The organism is Hylemonella gracilis (assembly GCF_004328645.1).
GTDB lineage: Bacteria > Pseudomonadota > Gammaproteobacteria > Burkholderiales > Burkholderiaceae_C > Hylemonella > Hylemonella gracilis_B.
In genome coordinates this window covers 548,937-562,193 of the sequence record NZ_CP031395.1, presented here as the reverse complement: position 1 = coordinate 562,193, position 13,257 = coordinate 548,937, and the positions used below count along the sequence as shown (strand labels likewise).

General features: G+C 66.0%; 15 protein-coding genes. 10 read left to right on the top strand and 5 right to left on the bottom strand.

Annotated features, from left to right (window positions below; translation table 11 throughout):
* Positions 1–11 precede the first annotated feature (11 nt).
* A complete protein-coding gene (locus DW355_RS02800; protein WP_131277851.1) occupies positions 12–929 on the bottom strand; it encodes an RNA polymerase sigma-70 factor in 918 nt (305 codons plus the stop codon).
* Positions 930–1,094: 165 nt separating this feature from the next.
* On the opposite strand from DW355_RS02800, the gene DW355_RS02795 reads away from it, so the two are divergent.
* From DW355_RS02795 to DW355_RS02785, 3 genes are read left to right on the top strand one after another with little or no spacing between them, the layout of a single operon-like run.
* Positions 1,095–2,189 carry a TRAP transporter substrate-binding protein gene (locus DW355_RS02795; RefSeq protein WP_131277850.1) on the top strand — a complete coding sequence of 365 codons (1,095 nt, stop codon included), beginning with the start codon at positions 1,095–1,097 and terminating at the stop codon, positions 2,187–2,189.
* A gap of 37 nt (positions 2,190–2,226) precedes the next feature.
* Positions 2,227–2,772 carry a TRAP transporter small permease subunit gene (locus DW355_RS02790; protein ID WP_131277849.1) on the top strand — a complete coding sequence of 182 codons (546 nt, stop codon included), beginning with the start codon at positions 2,227–2,229 and terminating at the stop codon, positions 2,770–2,772.
* Positions 2,765–4,090, top strand: coding sequence for a TRAP transporter large permease (locus DW355_RS02785; protein WP_131277848.1), 1,326 nt, complete (start codon positions 2,765–2,767; stop codon positions 4,088–4,090). Before DW355_RS02790 ends, DW355_RS02785 begins: the two co-directional genes overlap by 8 nt.
* Before the next feature lie 27 nt (positions 4,091–4,117).
* Here DW355_RS02785 and DW355_RS02780 read toward each other — a convergent pair whose 3' ends face one another.
* Positions 4,118–4,744 (bottom strand): MarC family protein, encoded by a 627-nt coding sequence (locus DW355_RS02780; protein ID WP_131277847.1) that lies wholly within the window; start codon positions 4,742–4,744, stop codon positions 4,118–4,120.
* 17 nt (positions 4,745–4,761) lie between these two features.
* Complete coding sequence (locus DW355_RS02775; RefSeq protein WP_131277846.1) at positions 4,762–5,508, bottom strand: SDR family oxidoreductase; 747 nt, start codon at positions 5,506–5,508, stop codon at positions 4,762–4,764.
* Between the two features lie 83 nt (positions 5,509–5,591).
* Between DW355_RS02775 and DW355_RS02770 the strand changes: the two genes are divergently transcribed.
* Genes DW355_RS02770 through DW355_RS02760 form a run of 3 tightly spaced genes read left to right on the top strand, consistent with a single transcriptional unit; the run spans position 5,592 to position 7,975 of the window.
* On the top strand, positions 5,592–6,281 hold the full coding sequence (locus DW355_RS02770) for a dienelactone hydrolase family protein (protein WP_131277845.1): 690 nt from the start codon (positions 5,592–5,594) through the stop codon (positions 6,279–6,281).
* 34 nt (positions 6,282–6,315) lie between these two features.
* On the top strand, positions 6,316–7,296 hold the full coding sequence (locus DW355_RS02765) for an amidohydrolase (RefSeq protein WP_431733227.1): 981 nt from the start codon (positions 6,316–6,318) through the stop codon (positions 7,294–7,296).
* Between the two features lie 25 nt (positions 7,297–7,321).
* Positions 7,322–7,975: an LON peptidase substrate-binding domain-containing protein gene (locus DW355_RS02760; RefSeq protein ID WP_131277843.1), complete on the top strand. Its 654-nt coding sequence runs from the start codon at positions 7,322–7,324 to the stop codon at positions 7,973–7,975.
* Positions 7,976–7,990: 15 nt separating this feature from the next.
* Here the strand turns inward: DW355_RS02760 and DW355_RS02755 are convergent, their stop codons facing one another.
* Positions 7,991–9,106 carry a magnesium transporter CorA family protein gene (locus tag DW355_RS02755; protein WP_131277842.1) on the bottom strand — a complete coding sequence of 372 codons (1,116 nt, stop codon included), beginning with the start codon at positions 9,104–9,106 and terminating at the stop codon, positions 7,991–7,993.
* A 16-nt stretch (positions 9,107–9,122) separates the two neighbouring features.
* Complete coding sequence (hemB, locus tag DW355_RS02750; protein WP_131277841.1) at positions 9,123–10,124, bottom strand: porphobilinogen synthase; 1,002 nt, start codon at positions 10,122–10,124, stop codon at positions 9,123–9,125.
* A gap of 389 nt (positions 10,125–10,513) precedes the next feature.
* Between hemB and DW355_RS02745 the strand changes: the two genes are divergently transcribed.
* Genes DW355_RS02745 through DW355_RS02730 form a run of 4 tightly spaced genes read left to right on the top strand, consistent with a single transcriptional unit; the run spans position 10,514 to position 13,243 of the window.
* Positions 10,514–10,942 (top strand): CopD family protein, encoded by a 429-nt coding sequence (locus DW355_RS02745; RefSeq protein WP_131277840.1) that lies wholly within the window; start codon positions 10,514–10,516, stop codon positions 10,940–10,942.
* Positions 10,943–10,971: 29 nt separating this feature from the next.
* On the top strand, positions 10,972–12,159 hold the full coding sequence (locus DW355_RS02740) for a VanZ family protein (protein ID WP_131277839.1): 1,188 nt from the start codon (positions 10,972–10,974) through the stop codon (positions 12,157–12,159).
* A 57-nt stretch (positions 12,160–12,216) separates the two neighbouring features.
* Positions 12,217–12,558, top strand: coding sequence for a (2Fe-2S) ferredoxin domain-containing protein (locus DW355_RS02735; protein WP_131277838.1), 342 nt, complete (start codon positions 12,217–12,219; stop codon positions 12,556–12,558).
* A gap of 25 nt (positions 12,559–12,583) precedes the next feature.
* Positions 12,584–13,243, top strand: a complete 660-nt coding sequence (locus DW355_RS02730; RefSeq protein WP_131277837.1) for an alpha/beta hydrolase — start codon at positions 12,584–12,586, stop codon at positions 13,241–13,243.
* The last annotated feature ends 14 nt before the right edge of the window (positions 13,244–13,257 follow it).

The window sequence follows — 13,257 nt, the reverse complement described above, 5'->3', positions numbered from 1 at the left end:
GCATCCACCCCTCAAGACGCGTTGCTCCCCGCTTTTGTGACAGCCCAGGCCTGTGCGATGCGGCGCAGCTTGTCCGGGTTGCGTTGCGTGTGGACGCGCGTGATGCGTTCTCCGTCGCTCTCAAAGCTCTGCGCCGATTCGAGCTGTCCGTCGATGAAGCGCAGCAGCCCCCATTGGCCATTGAGTTGCACCAGCTCCATGCGCAACGACAACTCGCCCTTGCTGGCGCGCAGCCAGAGGGCCAGATAGAGCTGGGCGATGCGTGCGGCCCCCAGCAGCACCTTGCCGAAGCTCGGGACCTTGCCGCCGCCGTCGCTGATCAGCTCGGCGTCCTCGGCCAGCAAGGCCTGCAGGGCCGTGAAGTCGCCGCGTCGCGCGGCTTCGGCGAAGCCGCTGAGCAGCTTGTAATGAGTGTCGGGTGAAACGGCCTGTCGCACGCGCCCGTCCTTGAGCTGTGCCTTGGCGCGCGACACGATTTGCCGACAGGCGGCCTCGCTCTTGCCCAGGGTCTGCGCCACGTCGGCGTAGTCGGCGTCGAAGACTTCGCGCAGCAGAAAGGCCGCGCGCGCCTCCGGCGCCAGGCGCTCCAGCAGTGCGAGGAAGGCCATGGAAATATCGTCGGCGCGCTCCAGCAGTTCCTCGGGGCTGGCCGGTCCGTCGTCGGCCGTCAGCTGGGGCTCGGGCAACCAGAAGCCGGTGTAGTGCTCGCGTTGTACCTTGGCCGTGCGCAGGCGGTCGATGGCCAGGCGTGTGACGACGGTGACCAGCCAGGCTTCGGCGCTGTCCAGTTCCTCGGTGTCGGCCTCGTGCCAGCGCAGCCAGACGTCCTGCACCAGTTCCTCGGCGTCGGCCACGGTGCCGAGCATGCGGTAGGCGATGGCCTGCAGGCGGGGGCGCAGGCGGTTGAAGTCGTGGGTTTTGTCGTCCATGGGGTTCTAGACGGGTGGGCTAACGATTTGTGACAGGTTTCCTGGGCTCGGAACCCTGGGCAGCGCATTGCGCATGCTGAATCAGGCACGTCCCTTGCATACAAGCACGCATTTTTCCGCTCATTTCCTCCCAACCCTCTTCATCCCTTCCCAGGAGTTCTCCTCATGAAACTGGACCGTCGTTCCTTTGTCTCCAAGAGCGTGACGGGCGCCGCCGCTGCTGGCGCGCTGGCTGTTCCCATGATCGCCAGGGCACAGCAGACCTTCAACTGGAAAATGACCAGTGCCTACGGCAAGGGCTCGCCTTTTTACATGGACGGTCCGGGCAGCGCAACCGATTTGGCCAAGCGCATCCGCGACATGTCCGGTGGACGCCTGAACATCCAGGTGTTCGGCGCGGGTGAGCTCATTCCGGCCTTCGAGGGATTCGATGCTGTGCGTGCGGGCACGGTGGAGATGAACCATGCCAACAGTTACTTCTGGACCGGTAAGACCTTCGCGGCCCAGTACTTCACCGCCGTGCCTTTCGGCTTGAACTTCCAGGGCATCAACGGCTGGCTCTACGACGGCGGCGGCATCGACCTGTGGAACGAGGTCTACGCACCCTTTGGCATGGTTGCCATGCCCTGCGGCAACACCGGCGTGCAGATGACGGGCTGGTTCAAGAAAGAAATCAACAGCGTCGCCGACTTCAAGGGCCTGAAGATGCGTATCCCCGGCCTGGCCGGCAAGGTGTACGCCAATCTGGGCGTGGACGTGAAGGTGCTGCCGGGTGGCGAGATCTTTCCCGCGCTGGAGCGCGGCGTGATCGACGCGGCCGAGTTCGTTGGTCCCTACCAGGACCGTCGCCTGGGCCTGCAAAAGGCAGCCAAGTACTACTACACCACCGGCTGGCATGAGCCGGCGACCGTGTCCGAGCTGTTGATCAACAAGGCTGCGTGGGACAAGCTGCCCAAGGACCTGCAGGCCATCGTGCAGAACGCATCGGCGGCCTGCAACGTCATCAGCGAAGGCTGGTGCCAGAAAGCCAACGCCGAGGCCATGGACGACCTGATCAAGAACCAGAAGGTCATCGCCAAGCCCTTGCCCGACGCCGTGATCAAGGCCCTGCGCGCCGAAACCGAAAAGGTGCTGGCCGAGGCCGTGGCCAAGGACCCGCTGGTCAAGAAGGTGCACGACTCCTACTTCGCCTTCAAGGCCAAGTACGACCGCTGGGTGGAGGTGAGCGAAGAGCAGTACCACACCAAGGTGCGTGGCTGATCCGGGAGACGCGTGCGTGACCAAGGGGAAAGCCGCCATGAACGGAAGGAAAGGCCCGGTGGGCCTGGTGGGTGGAATCGAGTCGCTGATCGACGGCGTCGGCCGTCTCACCCTGTGGGTGACGCTGCTCATGATCGGATTGGTCGCGACCAATGTGTTGCTGCGCTACCTCTTCAGCTTCGGCTCGGTCTGGGCGCAGGAGCTGGAGTGGCACCTGCTGGCCGCCCTCATTCTCCTGGGCATGAGCTACGCCCTGCAGCGTGGCGACAACGTGCGCGTCGACCTGTTCTACGCCGGTTATTCACCGCGCGCGAAATTCGTGGTCGACGTGGTGTCGGTGCTGCTGATGCTGGTGGTGTCCCTGCTCTTCGTCAAGCTGTCGCTCAACTATGTGGCCCAGTCCTGGAGCATCAACGAGACCTCGCCTGATCCCGGCGGCATCCCTTGGCGCTGGGCGATCAAGTCGCTCATTCCGCTGGGGTATGTGCTGGTGGCGCTGCAATCTGTGGGCGCGTTGCTGAGGCTTTACCTTGAGCATGGCAAGGCGACGGTGAACGAAACGGGAAAGGGCGGCCATGTTTGAACCGCAGACCTACGCGATTCTGATGCTGGTCAGCTTTTTTGCCCTGCTGATGATCGGCGTGCCGGTGGCCACGACCCTGGCCGTGACGGGTTTCGTCTTCGGTTACCTGGGTTTTGGCGATGGGCTGTTCGCCCTGCTGCCCGCGCGCTTTTACGGCGTGGTGGCGGGCTACCAGTGGATGTCGATTCCACTGTTTGTCTTCATGGGTGTCATGCTGGAGAAGTCGCGCCTGGCCGACGATCTGCTCGACGTCATGGGTCACATCGCTGGCGGCGTGCGCGGCGGCATGGGCGTGGGCATCATCCTGTTCGGCGTGCTGATGGGGGCAACCACGGGCATCGTGGGTGCGACGGTCATCACGTTGGGATTGCTGACGCTGCCCACCTTGATCAAGCGCGGCTACGACAAAAGCATCGCCGCAGGCGCGATCTGTGCCTCGGGCACGCTGGGGCAGATCATCCCGCCCAGCCTGATCCTCATCCTGCTGTCGGACATCATGCAGCTCTCGGTCGGCACCCTGTTCGCGGCGGCCGTAGGGCCGGGCATGCTGCTGGCGGCGGTGTACATCATCTACCTGCTGGTGCGGGGCTGGATGAACCCGGCGCTGATGCCTCCTATTCCGCAGGACGAGCGTGACGCGGTCTCCCGGGGCGAGCTTTGGAAACGCTTCTGGAAGGTCGTGGTGCCGCCCATCATGCTGGTGGTGGCGGTGCTGGGTTCCATCGTCGGGGGCATTGCCGCGCCGACGGAGGCGGCGTCCATGGGTGCAGTCGGCGCCGTGCTGATCGCGGCCGGGGCGCGGCGCCTCACGCTGAAGATGCTCAAGGCGGTGGCGCTGGAGACCAGCAAGATCACGGCGATGATGATGCTCATCCTGATGACGGCCCAGGTCTTCGCGCTGGCTTTCCGCGGCCTGCACGGCGAGGATCTGATCACCGACCTGTTCGAGCTGCTGCCCGGTGGCGTGAACAGCGACATCTGGTTCATGATGGCGCTGATCTTCGTGCTCGGCTTCTTCATCGAATGGATCGAGATCAGCTACATCGCCGTGCCGCTCTTCATGCCGGTGCTGCTGTCCCAGGGCGTGGACCCGGTCTGGCTGGCCATGTTGATCACGGTCAACCTGCAGTCGTCCTTTCTGACGCCGCCCTTCGGTTGGGCGCTGTTCTACCTGAAAGGCGTGGCACCGCCCGAGGTGACGATCAAAGACATTTACAAGGGCGTGGTGCCGTTCATAGCGATGCAGGCGATCACGCTGGCCTTGGTGTTCTTCTATCCGCAGATCGCGCTCTGGTTGCCCAAGGCGATCGGTTGGTGAGCGCGTACCGTACGCGACCGGACGTTCTCATGAGCGTCCGGCCAGCGCCGGAAACAACTGCACCAGGCCGTCGGACATGATCTCCACGGCGATGGCGGCCAGCACCAGACCCATCAAGCGGGTCATCACGTTGATGCCGGTTTTGCCCAGGCGGCGGGCGATGCGCTCGGCCAGCGTGAAACACAGCAGCACGGCCAGGGCGACCACGGCGCCGTAGAAGATCAGCGTGGCGTGCTGCAGCACCGTGTGGGCCTTGTCGGCGTAGATCACCACGGTCGACATGGTGGCCGGGCCCGTGAGCAGCGGGATCGTCAGCGGCACCACGGCGATGCTGGCGCGCGCGGCCGAGTCCTCAATCTCACTGGCGTTCGAGCGCGCCTCCGCAGGCTGGGCGTTGAGCATGGACAGCGCCGAGGTCAGCAGCAGCATGCCGCCGCCGACCTGGAAGCTGGCCAGTGAAATCCCGAAGAAGGCCAGCACGTGCAAGCCCAGCAGGGCGCTGGCCGCGATCACGATGAAGACCGTGCGCGCCGCGATCATGATGGTGCGGCGGCGTTGCTCCTTGGTGTAGCCCTCGGTGTAGTGGATGAAAAAGGGCAGGGCCGACAGCGGGTTGACCACGGCCAGCAGGGTGATGAGCGCTTTGAAATCCATGGGGTTGCGCGCTGGTGTCAGCGACCTCCCGAAACGTCGAGCACGGCGCCGGTGGCGTAGCCGGCTTCGTTTGAAAGTAGCCAGAGGATGGCCTGGGCGATCTCCCGTGCCGTGCCGGGCCGCTGCATGGGAATCATGCCCGCCATGCGCTGGGCACGGTCCGGCTGGCCGCCGCTGGCGTGGATGTCGGTCTCGATGACGCCGGGGCGCACCGCGTTGACGCGGATGCCTTCGGTCGCCACCTCGCGCGCCAAGCCTCGGGTGAACGTGTCCACCGCGCCCTTGGCCGCCGCGTAGTCCACGTACTGGCCGGCGCCGCCGAGCTGCGCGGCCACGCTGCTGAGGTTGACGATGGCGCCGCCTTGGCCGCCATGCCTTGTGCTCATGCGCTTGACCGCCTCGCGCGAGCACAGCAGGGTGCCAAACACATTGATGGCGAACATGCGCTGCCAGCGCGCAAGGCTTTGCTCGTCTACCCGCTGGCTGCTGTCCACCACGCCCGCGTTGTTCACCAGGGCCGTCAGCAGGCCCAGCTCCCGGTCGACTCGGGCGTACATGGCCAGCACCTGGGCTTCGTCCGAGACGTCTGCCTGCACGGCGAAGGCCCGTCCGCCATCGGCTCGGATGCGCTCCACCACGGACGAGGCCGAAGCCGCGTCGGCCGTGTAGTTCACGGCCACGGCGTAGCCACGTTGTCCGGCCAGCAAGGCCGTGGCGGCGCCGATGCCCCGGCCGCCGCCTGTCACCAACAGAACTTGTGTCACGTGTAGTCCCCTGCGCATGCGAGGGCGACAAGATACCATTGTCGAGATACAACCTGACAACCGGAAATCCAAGGAGTCGCCCCATGGGACAGTTCATCGATCTTCAGGCCGCCGATGGCCAATCCATCCCCGCCTACCTGGCCCGCCCCGCGGGCAAGGTGAGGGGCGCGCTCGTGGTGGTGCAGGAAATCTTCGGCGTCAACCGGCATATCCGCGAAGTGGCCGACGGGTATGCGGCGGCGGGCTACCTCGCCATCGCCCCCGCCACCTTCCACCGCGTTCAGCCCGACGTGGAGCTCGGCTACACGGAAGCGGACATGAAGCAGGGCATGGGTCTGAAGGCCGCGGTGGAAGCCCTGCCCGCGCCAGGCGTCTTGCAGGACTTGCAGGCGGCGGTGGATTACGTCGCCCGGGAGAGCGGGGGCAAGGTCGGCATGGTTGGTTACTGTTGGGGCGGCCTGCTGACCTGGCGCGCCGCGAGCCAGCTCAAAGGCCTGAGTGCCGCCGTGCCCTATTACGGCGGGGGCATGACACAACCAGCGGAGCTGGCGCCGACGCTGCGCGTGCCCGTGATGGCGCACCTCAGCGACAGGGACAGCTACGTGCCCCTGGACGGCGTCGAGGCGCTCAAGAAGGCGCATCCCGAGGTGCAAGTCTTCCTCTACCCTGCTCACCATGGCTTCAATTGCGACCACCGCGCGGCCCACGACGCCGACGCGGCCCGGCAGGCGCGCGAGCGCACGCTCGCCTTCCTGGGCGAGCACCTCGGCTGACACGACACAGGGCAGGGGGCAGGCCATGGCGCACATGCGGTGGAGAGTGCTGACGCAGCTGGCCTGGCTGGGCCTGGCCACCGCGGCGTGGGCCAATGAGGCCGTTGCGCAGCATGGCTACGCCGGCCCGCTGTTCGACGCGCATCTGCACTACAACGTCGAGGCCTACGACGGGCCGCATCCCCTGAACGATGTGCTGGACCGCATGCGCGACAACGGCGTGCGTGCTGTCATCGCCAACAGCCGCCCGAATGAAGGCACCCGGATGCTGGCACGCGCTCACGCCGATTCGAAGGTGCAGGAGCGCATCACCGTCGTGCCTTTCATCCGCCTCTACCGCAACCGGATGGACTACGGAACCTGGCACCAGGATGAGAGCATCTACGCCATGGTGCGGGAGGAGCACGCGCGGGGCACGGCGGCAGGACCGTACCGCGGCATCGGCGAATTTCATCTGTATGACAGTGCCAACGCCAATGGTCCGGTCGCGAAGAAGCTCATGCTTTACGCGCAGCAGCACGGGCTGGCCGTGCTGGCTCACGTGGACGACACCGCGGTCGACTTGCTGATGGCCCATGCACCTGGGGCGCGTCTGATCTGGGCGCACACGGGCATCGGAGGGCCTTCCTCGGCACGGGTGCAGGCCTTGCTGGAAAAATACCCGGGGCTGATGGGCGAGTTGTCCTACCGTCCCGGCCTGGTCTGCTCCGCCACGCGGGGCGAGCGGCTCACCGCCGGACCGTCCCAAGGTGAGCCAGTCCCCTCGGGGGGCAGCGAGCGACACGCAGTGCGCGAGCGTGGGGGCGAACAGTTGTGTCCGCAATGGCGAGACTTGCTGCTGAAGTTTCCCGACCGCTTTCTGATCGGTTCCGACACCTGGATCAACGCCCGCTGGGAAAGCTATGGGGAACTGATGCGGGACTACCGTGGCTGGCTGGCCGACTTGCCGCCCGACGTCGCGCGTCGCATCGCCTGGGACAATGGCGCGGCCTTGTTCCAGCTGAGCCAGCCCTGAACCCAGTCTTCACGGCCGCATGCCCATGGCTTCCACCCAGATCCCGCTGTTTCCGCTGCAGTCCGTGCTCTACCCGGGTGGCATGCTGTCGCTGCGTGTGTTCGAAGTGCGGTACCTGGACCTGATCCAGCGTTGCCACAAGGAAAAAGTGCCCTTCGGCGTGGTCTGTCTGCGCCAGGGCAGCGAGGTACGGCGCGCGCCCGCGCCCGGCGAAACCGAAGCGCCCGTGGAAGTCCTGCACGACATCGGCACCCTGGCGCACATCGAGGTGTTCGAACGCCCGCAACCGGGGCTGATGCTGATCCGGTGCCGGGGCGGACGGCGGTTCCAGTTGCAAGGCAGCGAGCAGTTGAAGCATGGCTTGTGGATCGGTGCCTGCGATTTGCTCGACGAAGCGACGGCCGTGCCCGTGCCGCAGGACCTGTACCCTTTGCGCGATGACCTGCAGCGCCTGTACCGCGGCCTGCGGGCCGACGCGGCCGGTCACGACGATGTGCTGCCCATCCAGCCGCCGCTGCAGTGGGACGATTGTGGCTGGCTGGCCTACCGCTGGTGCGACGTGTTGCCCGTGAGCCCGCAGCTCAAGCAGAAGTTCCTGGCCGTGGAGAGCCCCTTGCTGCGCCTGGAGCTGGTGGGGGACCTGCTCAAGCGGCTCAAGGCCGGTGCCGGCCCGCAGTGAAGGGCGTGGCGCTGCTCAGCGCCGTTCGCGATCCAGGTAGCGGTTGCGCCAGAAAAACAGCGCCAGCCCAATGGCAGCCAGGCCCATGATGGCGGCCGCCCACCAGATGCCACCGGTGTTGTGGATCAGCGGCAGGAAATCGAAATTCATGCCGAAGAAGCCGGTGATCAGGTTCAGTGGCAGGAAGATCGCGGTCAGCGCCGTGAGCGTGCGCATGATGTCGTTGGTGCGGTTGCTCTGCACGTTGAAGTGCATCTGGACCGCCGTTTCCGCGCTCTGCTCCAGCCGGCGCACGTGGTGCACCACGCGCTCGATGTGTTCCAGCACGTCGCGGCTACGCACCAGCAGCAGTTCGCGCTCCTGCCGTCCGCCCGCGTCCGTCGGCATGGCCCAGGTGGTGATGGCGGCGATCCAGTCCTGCATGGCCGCGCGTTGGTCCTCGCAGATCTCGTCCAGGTGGTGCAGCGACAGCCGCGCGTCGAGCAGCGCGCTCCAGTTGTTGAAGCGGGTGCGAGGGCTCAGCAGTTCAGCCTGCCAATGGTCGAGCTGGCGCGTGAGTTCCCGCCGCAGGTCCAGGTAACCGTCCACCATCTGGTTGACGATGCGCAGCATCAGATCCGGCGGACTGCTTGGCAGGCGGGCACTGCCGCCGCGCGTGTCGGCGGCGGCCATGTAGAGCCGCGCGGCGTAGCTGTCGCGCACGGCGCAGTCGGCCGGGTGCACGGTCAGCAGCAGGCGGTCGAACACGGCGAAGCCCACGGGGCTGGTGTCGATGCGGCGCAGCACGGGCGGCCCGCTGTGCCGCACCGGCGCGTGCAGGGGCTCGCCGGGGTGTTCCATGTCCGTTTCGCGCGTGCCGGCGGCCAGGCGACGGAACACCAACAAGTCGTACTGCGAGGTGTAGTCGTAGTGCGAGGGCAGCTGCTTGTTCAGCAGGTCCGACAGGTGCAGGTCCACCAACTGCGCGCCGCACAGGGACTGCAGCATGGCCTGGACCTGGGCCTGCATGACCTCGAACTCGCGCCGCGCGCACGCCACCCACACGAAGCCGCCCTGGTTGGCCTCCGGCAGTGCCGACGGCAACTGATCACTCTCGGAGACGCTGCCGGGGCCGATGTGGAAGACGCGCATGGTGGCTCGCCCCGCCTCAGGCGCGCAGCAGGCGCGCGGCGTCGCGCGCGAAGTAGGTCAACACGCCGTCCGCGCCCGCGCGCTTGAAGGCCAGCAGGCTTTCCATCATCACCGCATCGTGCGCCAGCCAGCCATTCTGGGCGGCGGCCTTCAGCATGGCGTACTCGCCGCTGACCTGGTAGGCGAAGGTCGGCACGCGGAACTCGTCCTTCACGCGGCGCACCACGTCCAGATAGGGCATGCCGGGTTTGACCATCACCATGTCCGCGCCCTCGGCGATGTCCATGGCAACTTCCTTCAGTGCTTCGTCGCTGTTGCCGGGGTCCATCTGGTAGACCTTCTTGTCGGCCTTGCCCAGGTTGCCCGCCGAACCGACCGCGTCACGGAAGGGGCCGTAGAAGGCGCTGGCGTACTTGGCGCTGTAGGCCATGATGCGGGTGTGGATGGCGCCGCTGGCTTCGAGCGCCGCGCGGATGGCGCCGATGCGGCCGTCCATCATGTCGCTTGGCGCCACGATGTCCACGCCTGCGGCAGCCTGGGCCTGGGCCTGCTTGACGAGAACGGCGATGGTCTCGTCATTGAGGATGTAACCGGTGTCGTCCAGCAGGCCGTCCTGGCCGTGGCTGGTGTAGGGGTCGAGCGCGACGTCCGTCATCACGCCGAGTTCGGGGAAGCGTTGCTTCAGGCCGTGCACGATGCGTGGTACCAGGCCATCCGGGTTATAGGCTTCGCGGCCATCGGGGGTCTTGAGCGCGACATCGACGACGGGGAACAGTGCCATCACCGGGATGCCGAGTTCCACGCAGTCCTCGGCTACGGGCAACAGCAGGTCCAGGCTGAGCCGTTCCACGCCCGGCATGGAGGCCACGGCCTCGCGGCGGTTCTGGCCATCGAGCACAAATACCGGGTAAATCAGGTCGTGGGGGCTCAGTGCGTGCTCGCGCACCAGGTTGCGTGTGAAGCTGTCGCGCCGCAGGCGGCGGGGACGGCCCGAGGGGTAAGGGGCGTAAGGTGTCATGGGGCAAGCTCGGGAGAAGGAAAAATTGTGCCTCATTCTTCCATCCGGGCGTTGCGCAGCCTGAGAACCTGATTCCGCTGGCGTGGTGCGCAACAACAGGACGGGGTCGACGCATACGTGTGTGATGCCTGCGCGGGGCCGTGGAATTGCAACAAACTTGTACCCAGTTGTTGCATTGGGTATTCGTTTTTGCTAGATTAGCGCCCGAGGACCTTGCGTTCTCCCCGCTTTTCCTCCCTGAGCGGGGCCTTGATGTGTGACAGCAAAAAAGGCTTGCAACCCCGGCTTGTGCCGGGGTTTTTTTTTAGCTCCGGCATAACATTGCCGATGGCAAAGTTAGTCTGCGCTGCAAACCGCGATGCGGCTCGTGGCGCCAATGGATTGCAATCATGCTCTGGATCAAAGCCTTTCACATCGTCTTCGTCGCGGCCTGGTTCGCCGGCCTGTTCTACCTGCCCCGCATCTTCGTGAACCTGGCCCAGGTGCCGGCTGATTCCCAGGCCGAGCGGGATCGCCTGCTCATGATGGCGAACAAGCTCCTGAGGTTCACCACGCTACTGGCCGTGCCCGCGCTCATTTTGGGTCTGTGGCTCTGGCTGGGCTATGGCATCGGCAAGGGGCCGGGCAATGGGTGGCTACATGCCAAGCTGACGGTTGTGCTGCTCGTGCTGGGCTATCACCATGCCTGCGGGGCGCTGCTGCGCAAATTCCGTCGCGGTGAGAACCGGCGCAGTCACGTCTGGTACCGCTGGTTCAACGAACTGCCGGTGCTGCTGCTGCTGACGGCCGTGGTGCTGGTGGTGGTCAAGCCTTTCTGAGGCACGCGCTTCCATCTCCCTGAACAAGCATGTCCGACAACCGGCACAAGACCTCGGCCTGGCCGCTCGGCGGGATGTACGTCGTGCTGGTGGTCTACGCCAGCCTGTATCCCTTCGAGGGCTGGCGGGACCAAGGTCCGCTGCCCCTGGGCTTCGTGCTCGCGCCTTGGCCTCAGTACTGGACGGCGTTTGACCTGTGGGCCAATGTGCTGGGTTACGCGCCGCTGGGTTTTCTGCTCGCGCTTGGGGCTCTGCGCACGCGCCAGGGGGAGGGCGTGGTCGGTTGGGCCGGCTGGGCGGTCGGCGGTGCCACCCTGGCGGGCTGTTTGCTGTCCCTGCTGATGGAGTCGATGCAGGCCTATCTGCCCCTGCGGGTGGCCTCCAACGTGGACTGGGTTCTGAACACGGGTGGAGCCTGGCTGGGGGCGCTTGCCGCCGCCTTGCTGGAGCGCTTGGGGGCGCTGGATCGCTGGGGTCGGTTTCGCGCCCGCTGGTTCGTGCTCGAGGCGCGTGGCGCCCTGGTGCTGTTGGCCCTGTGGCCTTGCGCCTTGCTGGCGCCCAGCGCCGTTCCGCTCGGCCTGGGGCAGGTGTACGAGCAGACCGAATCAGGATTGCGCAGCCTGCTGCAGGGCACGCCATGGCTGGGTTGGTTGCCACCTCTGCCGACGGTTGGTACCGGCGTCGCGGGCAACGGTCTGGGCGTGGCGCCGCTCGCGCCGCTGATGGTATGGGCCTGCGTGGTGCTGGGCGTGCTGATTCCCTGCCTGCTGGGTTACTGCGTCATCCGGGCCTTCAAGCGCCGGGCCTTGTTCGTGCTGGCATTGCTGGCCGCGGCTCTGGGCGCCAACCTGTTGTCCGCCGCGATGAGTTACAGCCCCGTGCATGCCTGGACCTGGTTGAACACGCCGGTGCAGGCAGGCCTGGTGCTCGCCACGGTCTTCGCCCTGCTCCTGCTGCGCGTGCCCGTTCGCGTGGCCGCGGCCTTGCTGCTGGTGCTGCTGGGCGTGTTCCTGAGTCTGATCAACCATGCGCCCACCGGACCTTATTACGCGCACAACCTGCAGGTGTGGGAGCAGGGGCGCTTCATCCGCTTTCATGGGGTGACAATCTGGCTGGCCCGGCTCTGGCCCTACGCAGTTCTGGCCTATGTGCTGATGCGGGTCTGGCGAGAGCGGCGCGAATGGCAGGATTCGCGGCACGGAATGCCTGGTGCCTGAGCAAGCGCGACGTGGGGTGCGGGCCGGGGTTTACAAGCGACTCTTAGAATTCTGTTCATGAGCAACAAGCCCCCGTCCTATTTCCGGCATCACGTCTTTTTTTGCCTCAACCAGCGCGCCAATGGCGAGGCCAGCTGTGGTGATCACCAGGCCGAGGCGGCCTTCGCGCATTGCAAGAAACAGGTGCATGAGGCTGGCCTGTCCGGCAAGGGCCAGGTGCGCGTCAACAAGGCCGGTTGCCTGGACCGTTGTGCCGGTGGGCCGGTGGCCGTGGTCTACCCCGAGGAGACCTGGTACACCTACGTCGACCTGAACGACATCGATGAAATCGTCGAATCGCACTTGAAGCAAGGCAAGGTGGTCCAGCGGCTGCTGCTGTCCCCCGAGGTGGGGCGATGAGCGCGCGCGCGACGAGGCCCGCGTCATGAACGCCCAGACCGAACGCCTGCACGTGCAGGGTGCGGCGGGCCGCATCGAGGTGCTGCGCGACGTCCCGGCGCCCGAGCTGCCGCAGCGTGGCGTGGCGGTGATCGCGCACCCCCATCCCCTGTTCGGCGGCACCATGGACAACAAGGTCGTGCAGACCCTGGCACGGGCCTTCTTGCAATGCGGTTGGCAGACGGTGCGCTTCAACTTCCGGGGCGTGGGGACCAGCGAAGGCGTCCACGACGAGGGTCGAGGCGAGGGGGAAGACTTTCTGGCCGTGGTCGCGCAGTTCGCGCCGGCCTCAGAGCAGTGTCCATTGGCACTGGCGGGTTTTTCCTTCGGCGCGTTCGTGATGAGCCATGCCATGGCGGGGCTGGCGCTGACCCGGCCTCTGGAGAAATTGGTGTTCGTCGGCACGGCCGCCAGCCGTTTTCAGGTGGCGGCCGTGCCACCTGAGTTGCACGAACGCACCCTGGTGCTGCATGGGGAGCACGATGACACCGTGCCCTTGGCCTCCGTAATGGACTGGGCACGCCCGCAGGTGCTGCCCGTGACCGTGGTGCCTGGAGGGGGGCATTTCTTTCACGGACAGTTGCCGCTGCTCAAGAGCCTGGTCGCGCGGCACCTGAGTGCCACGCATTCTGGCGGTCCGGCATGAGGGCTGGGTGGGTG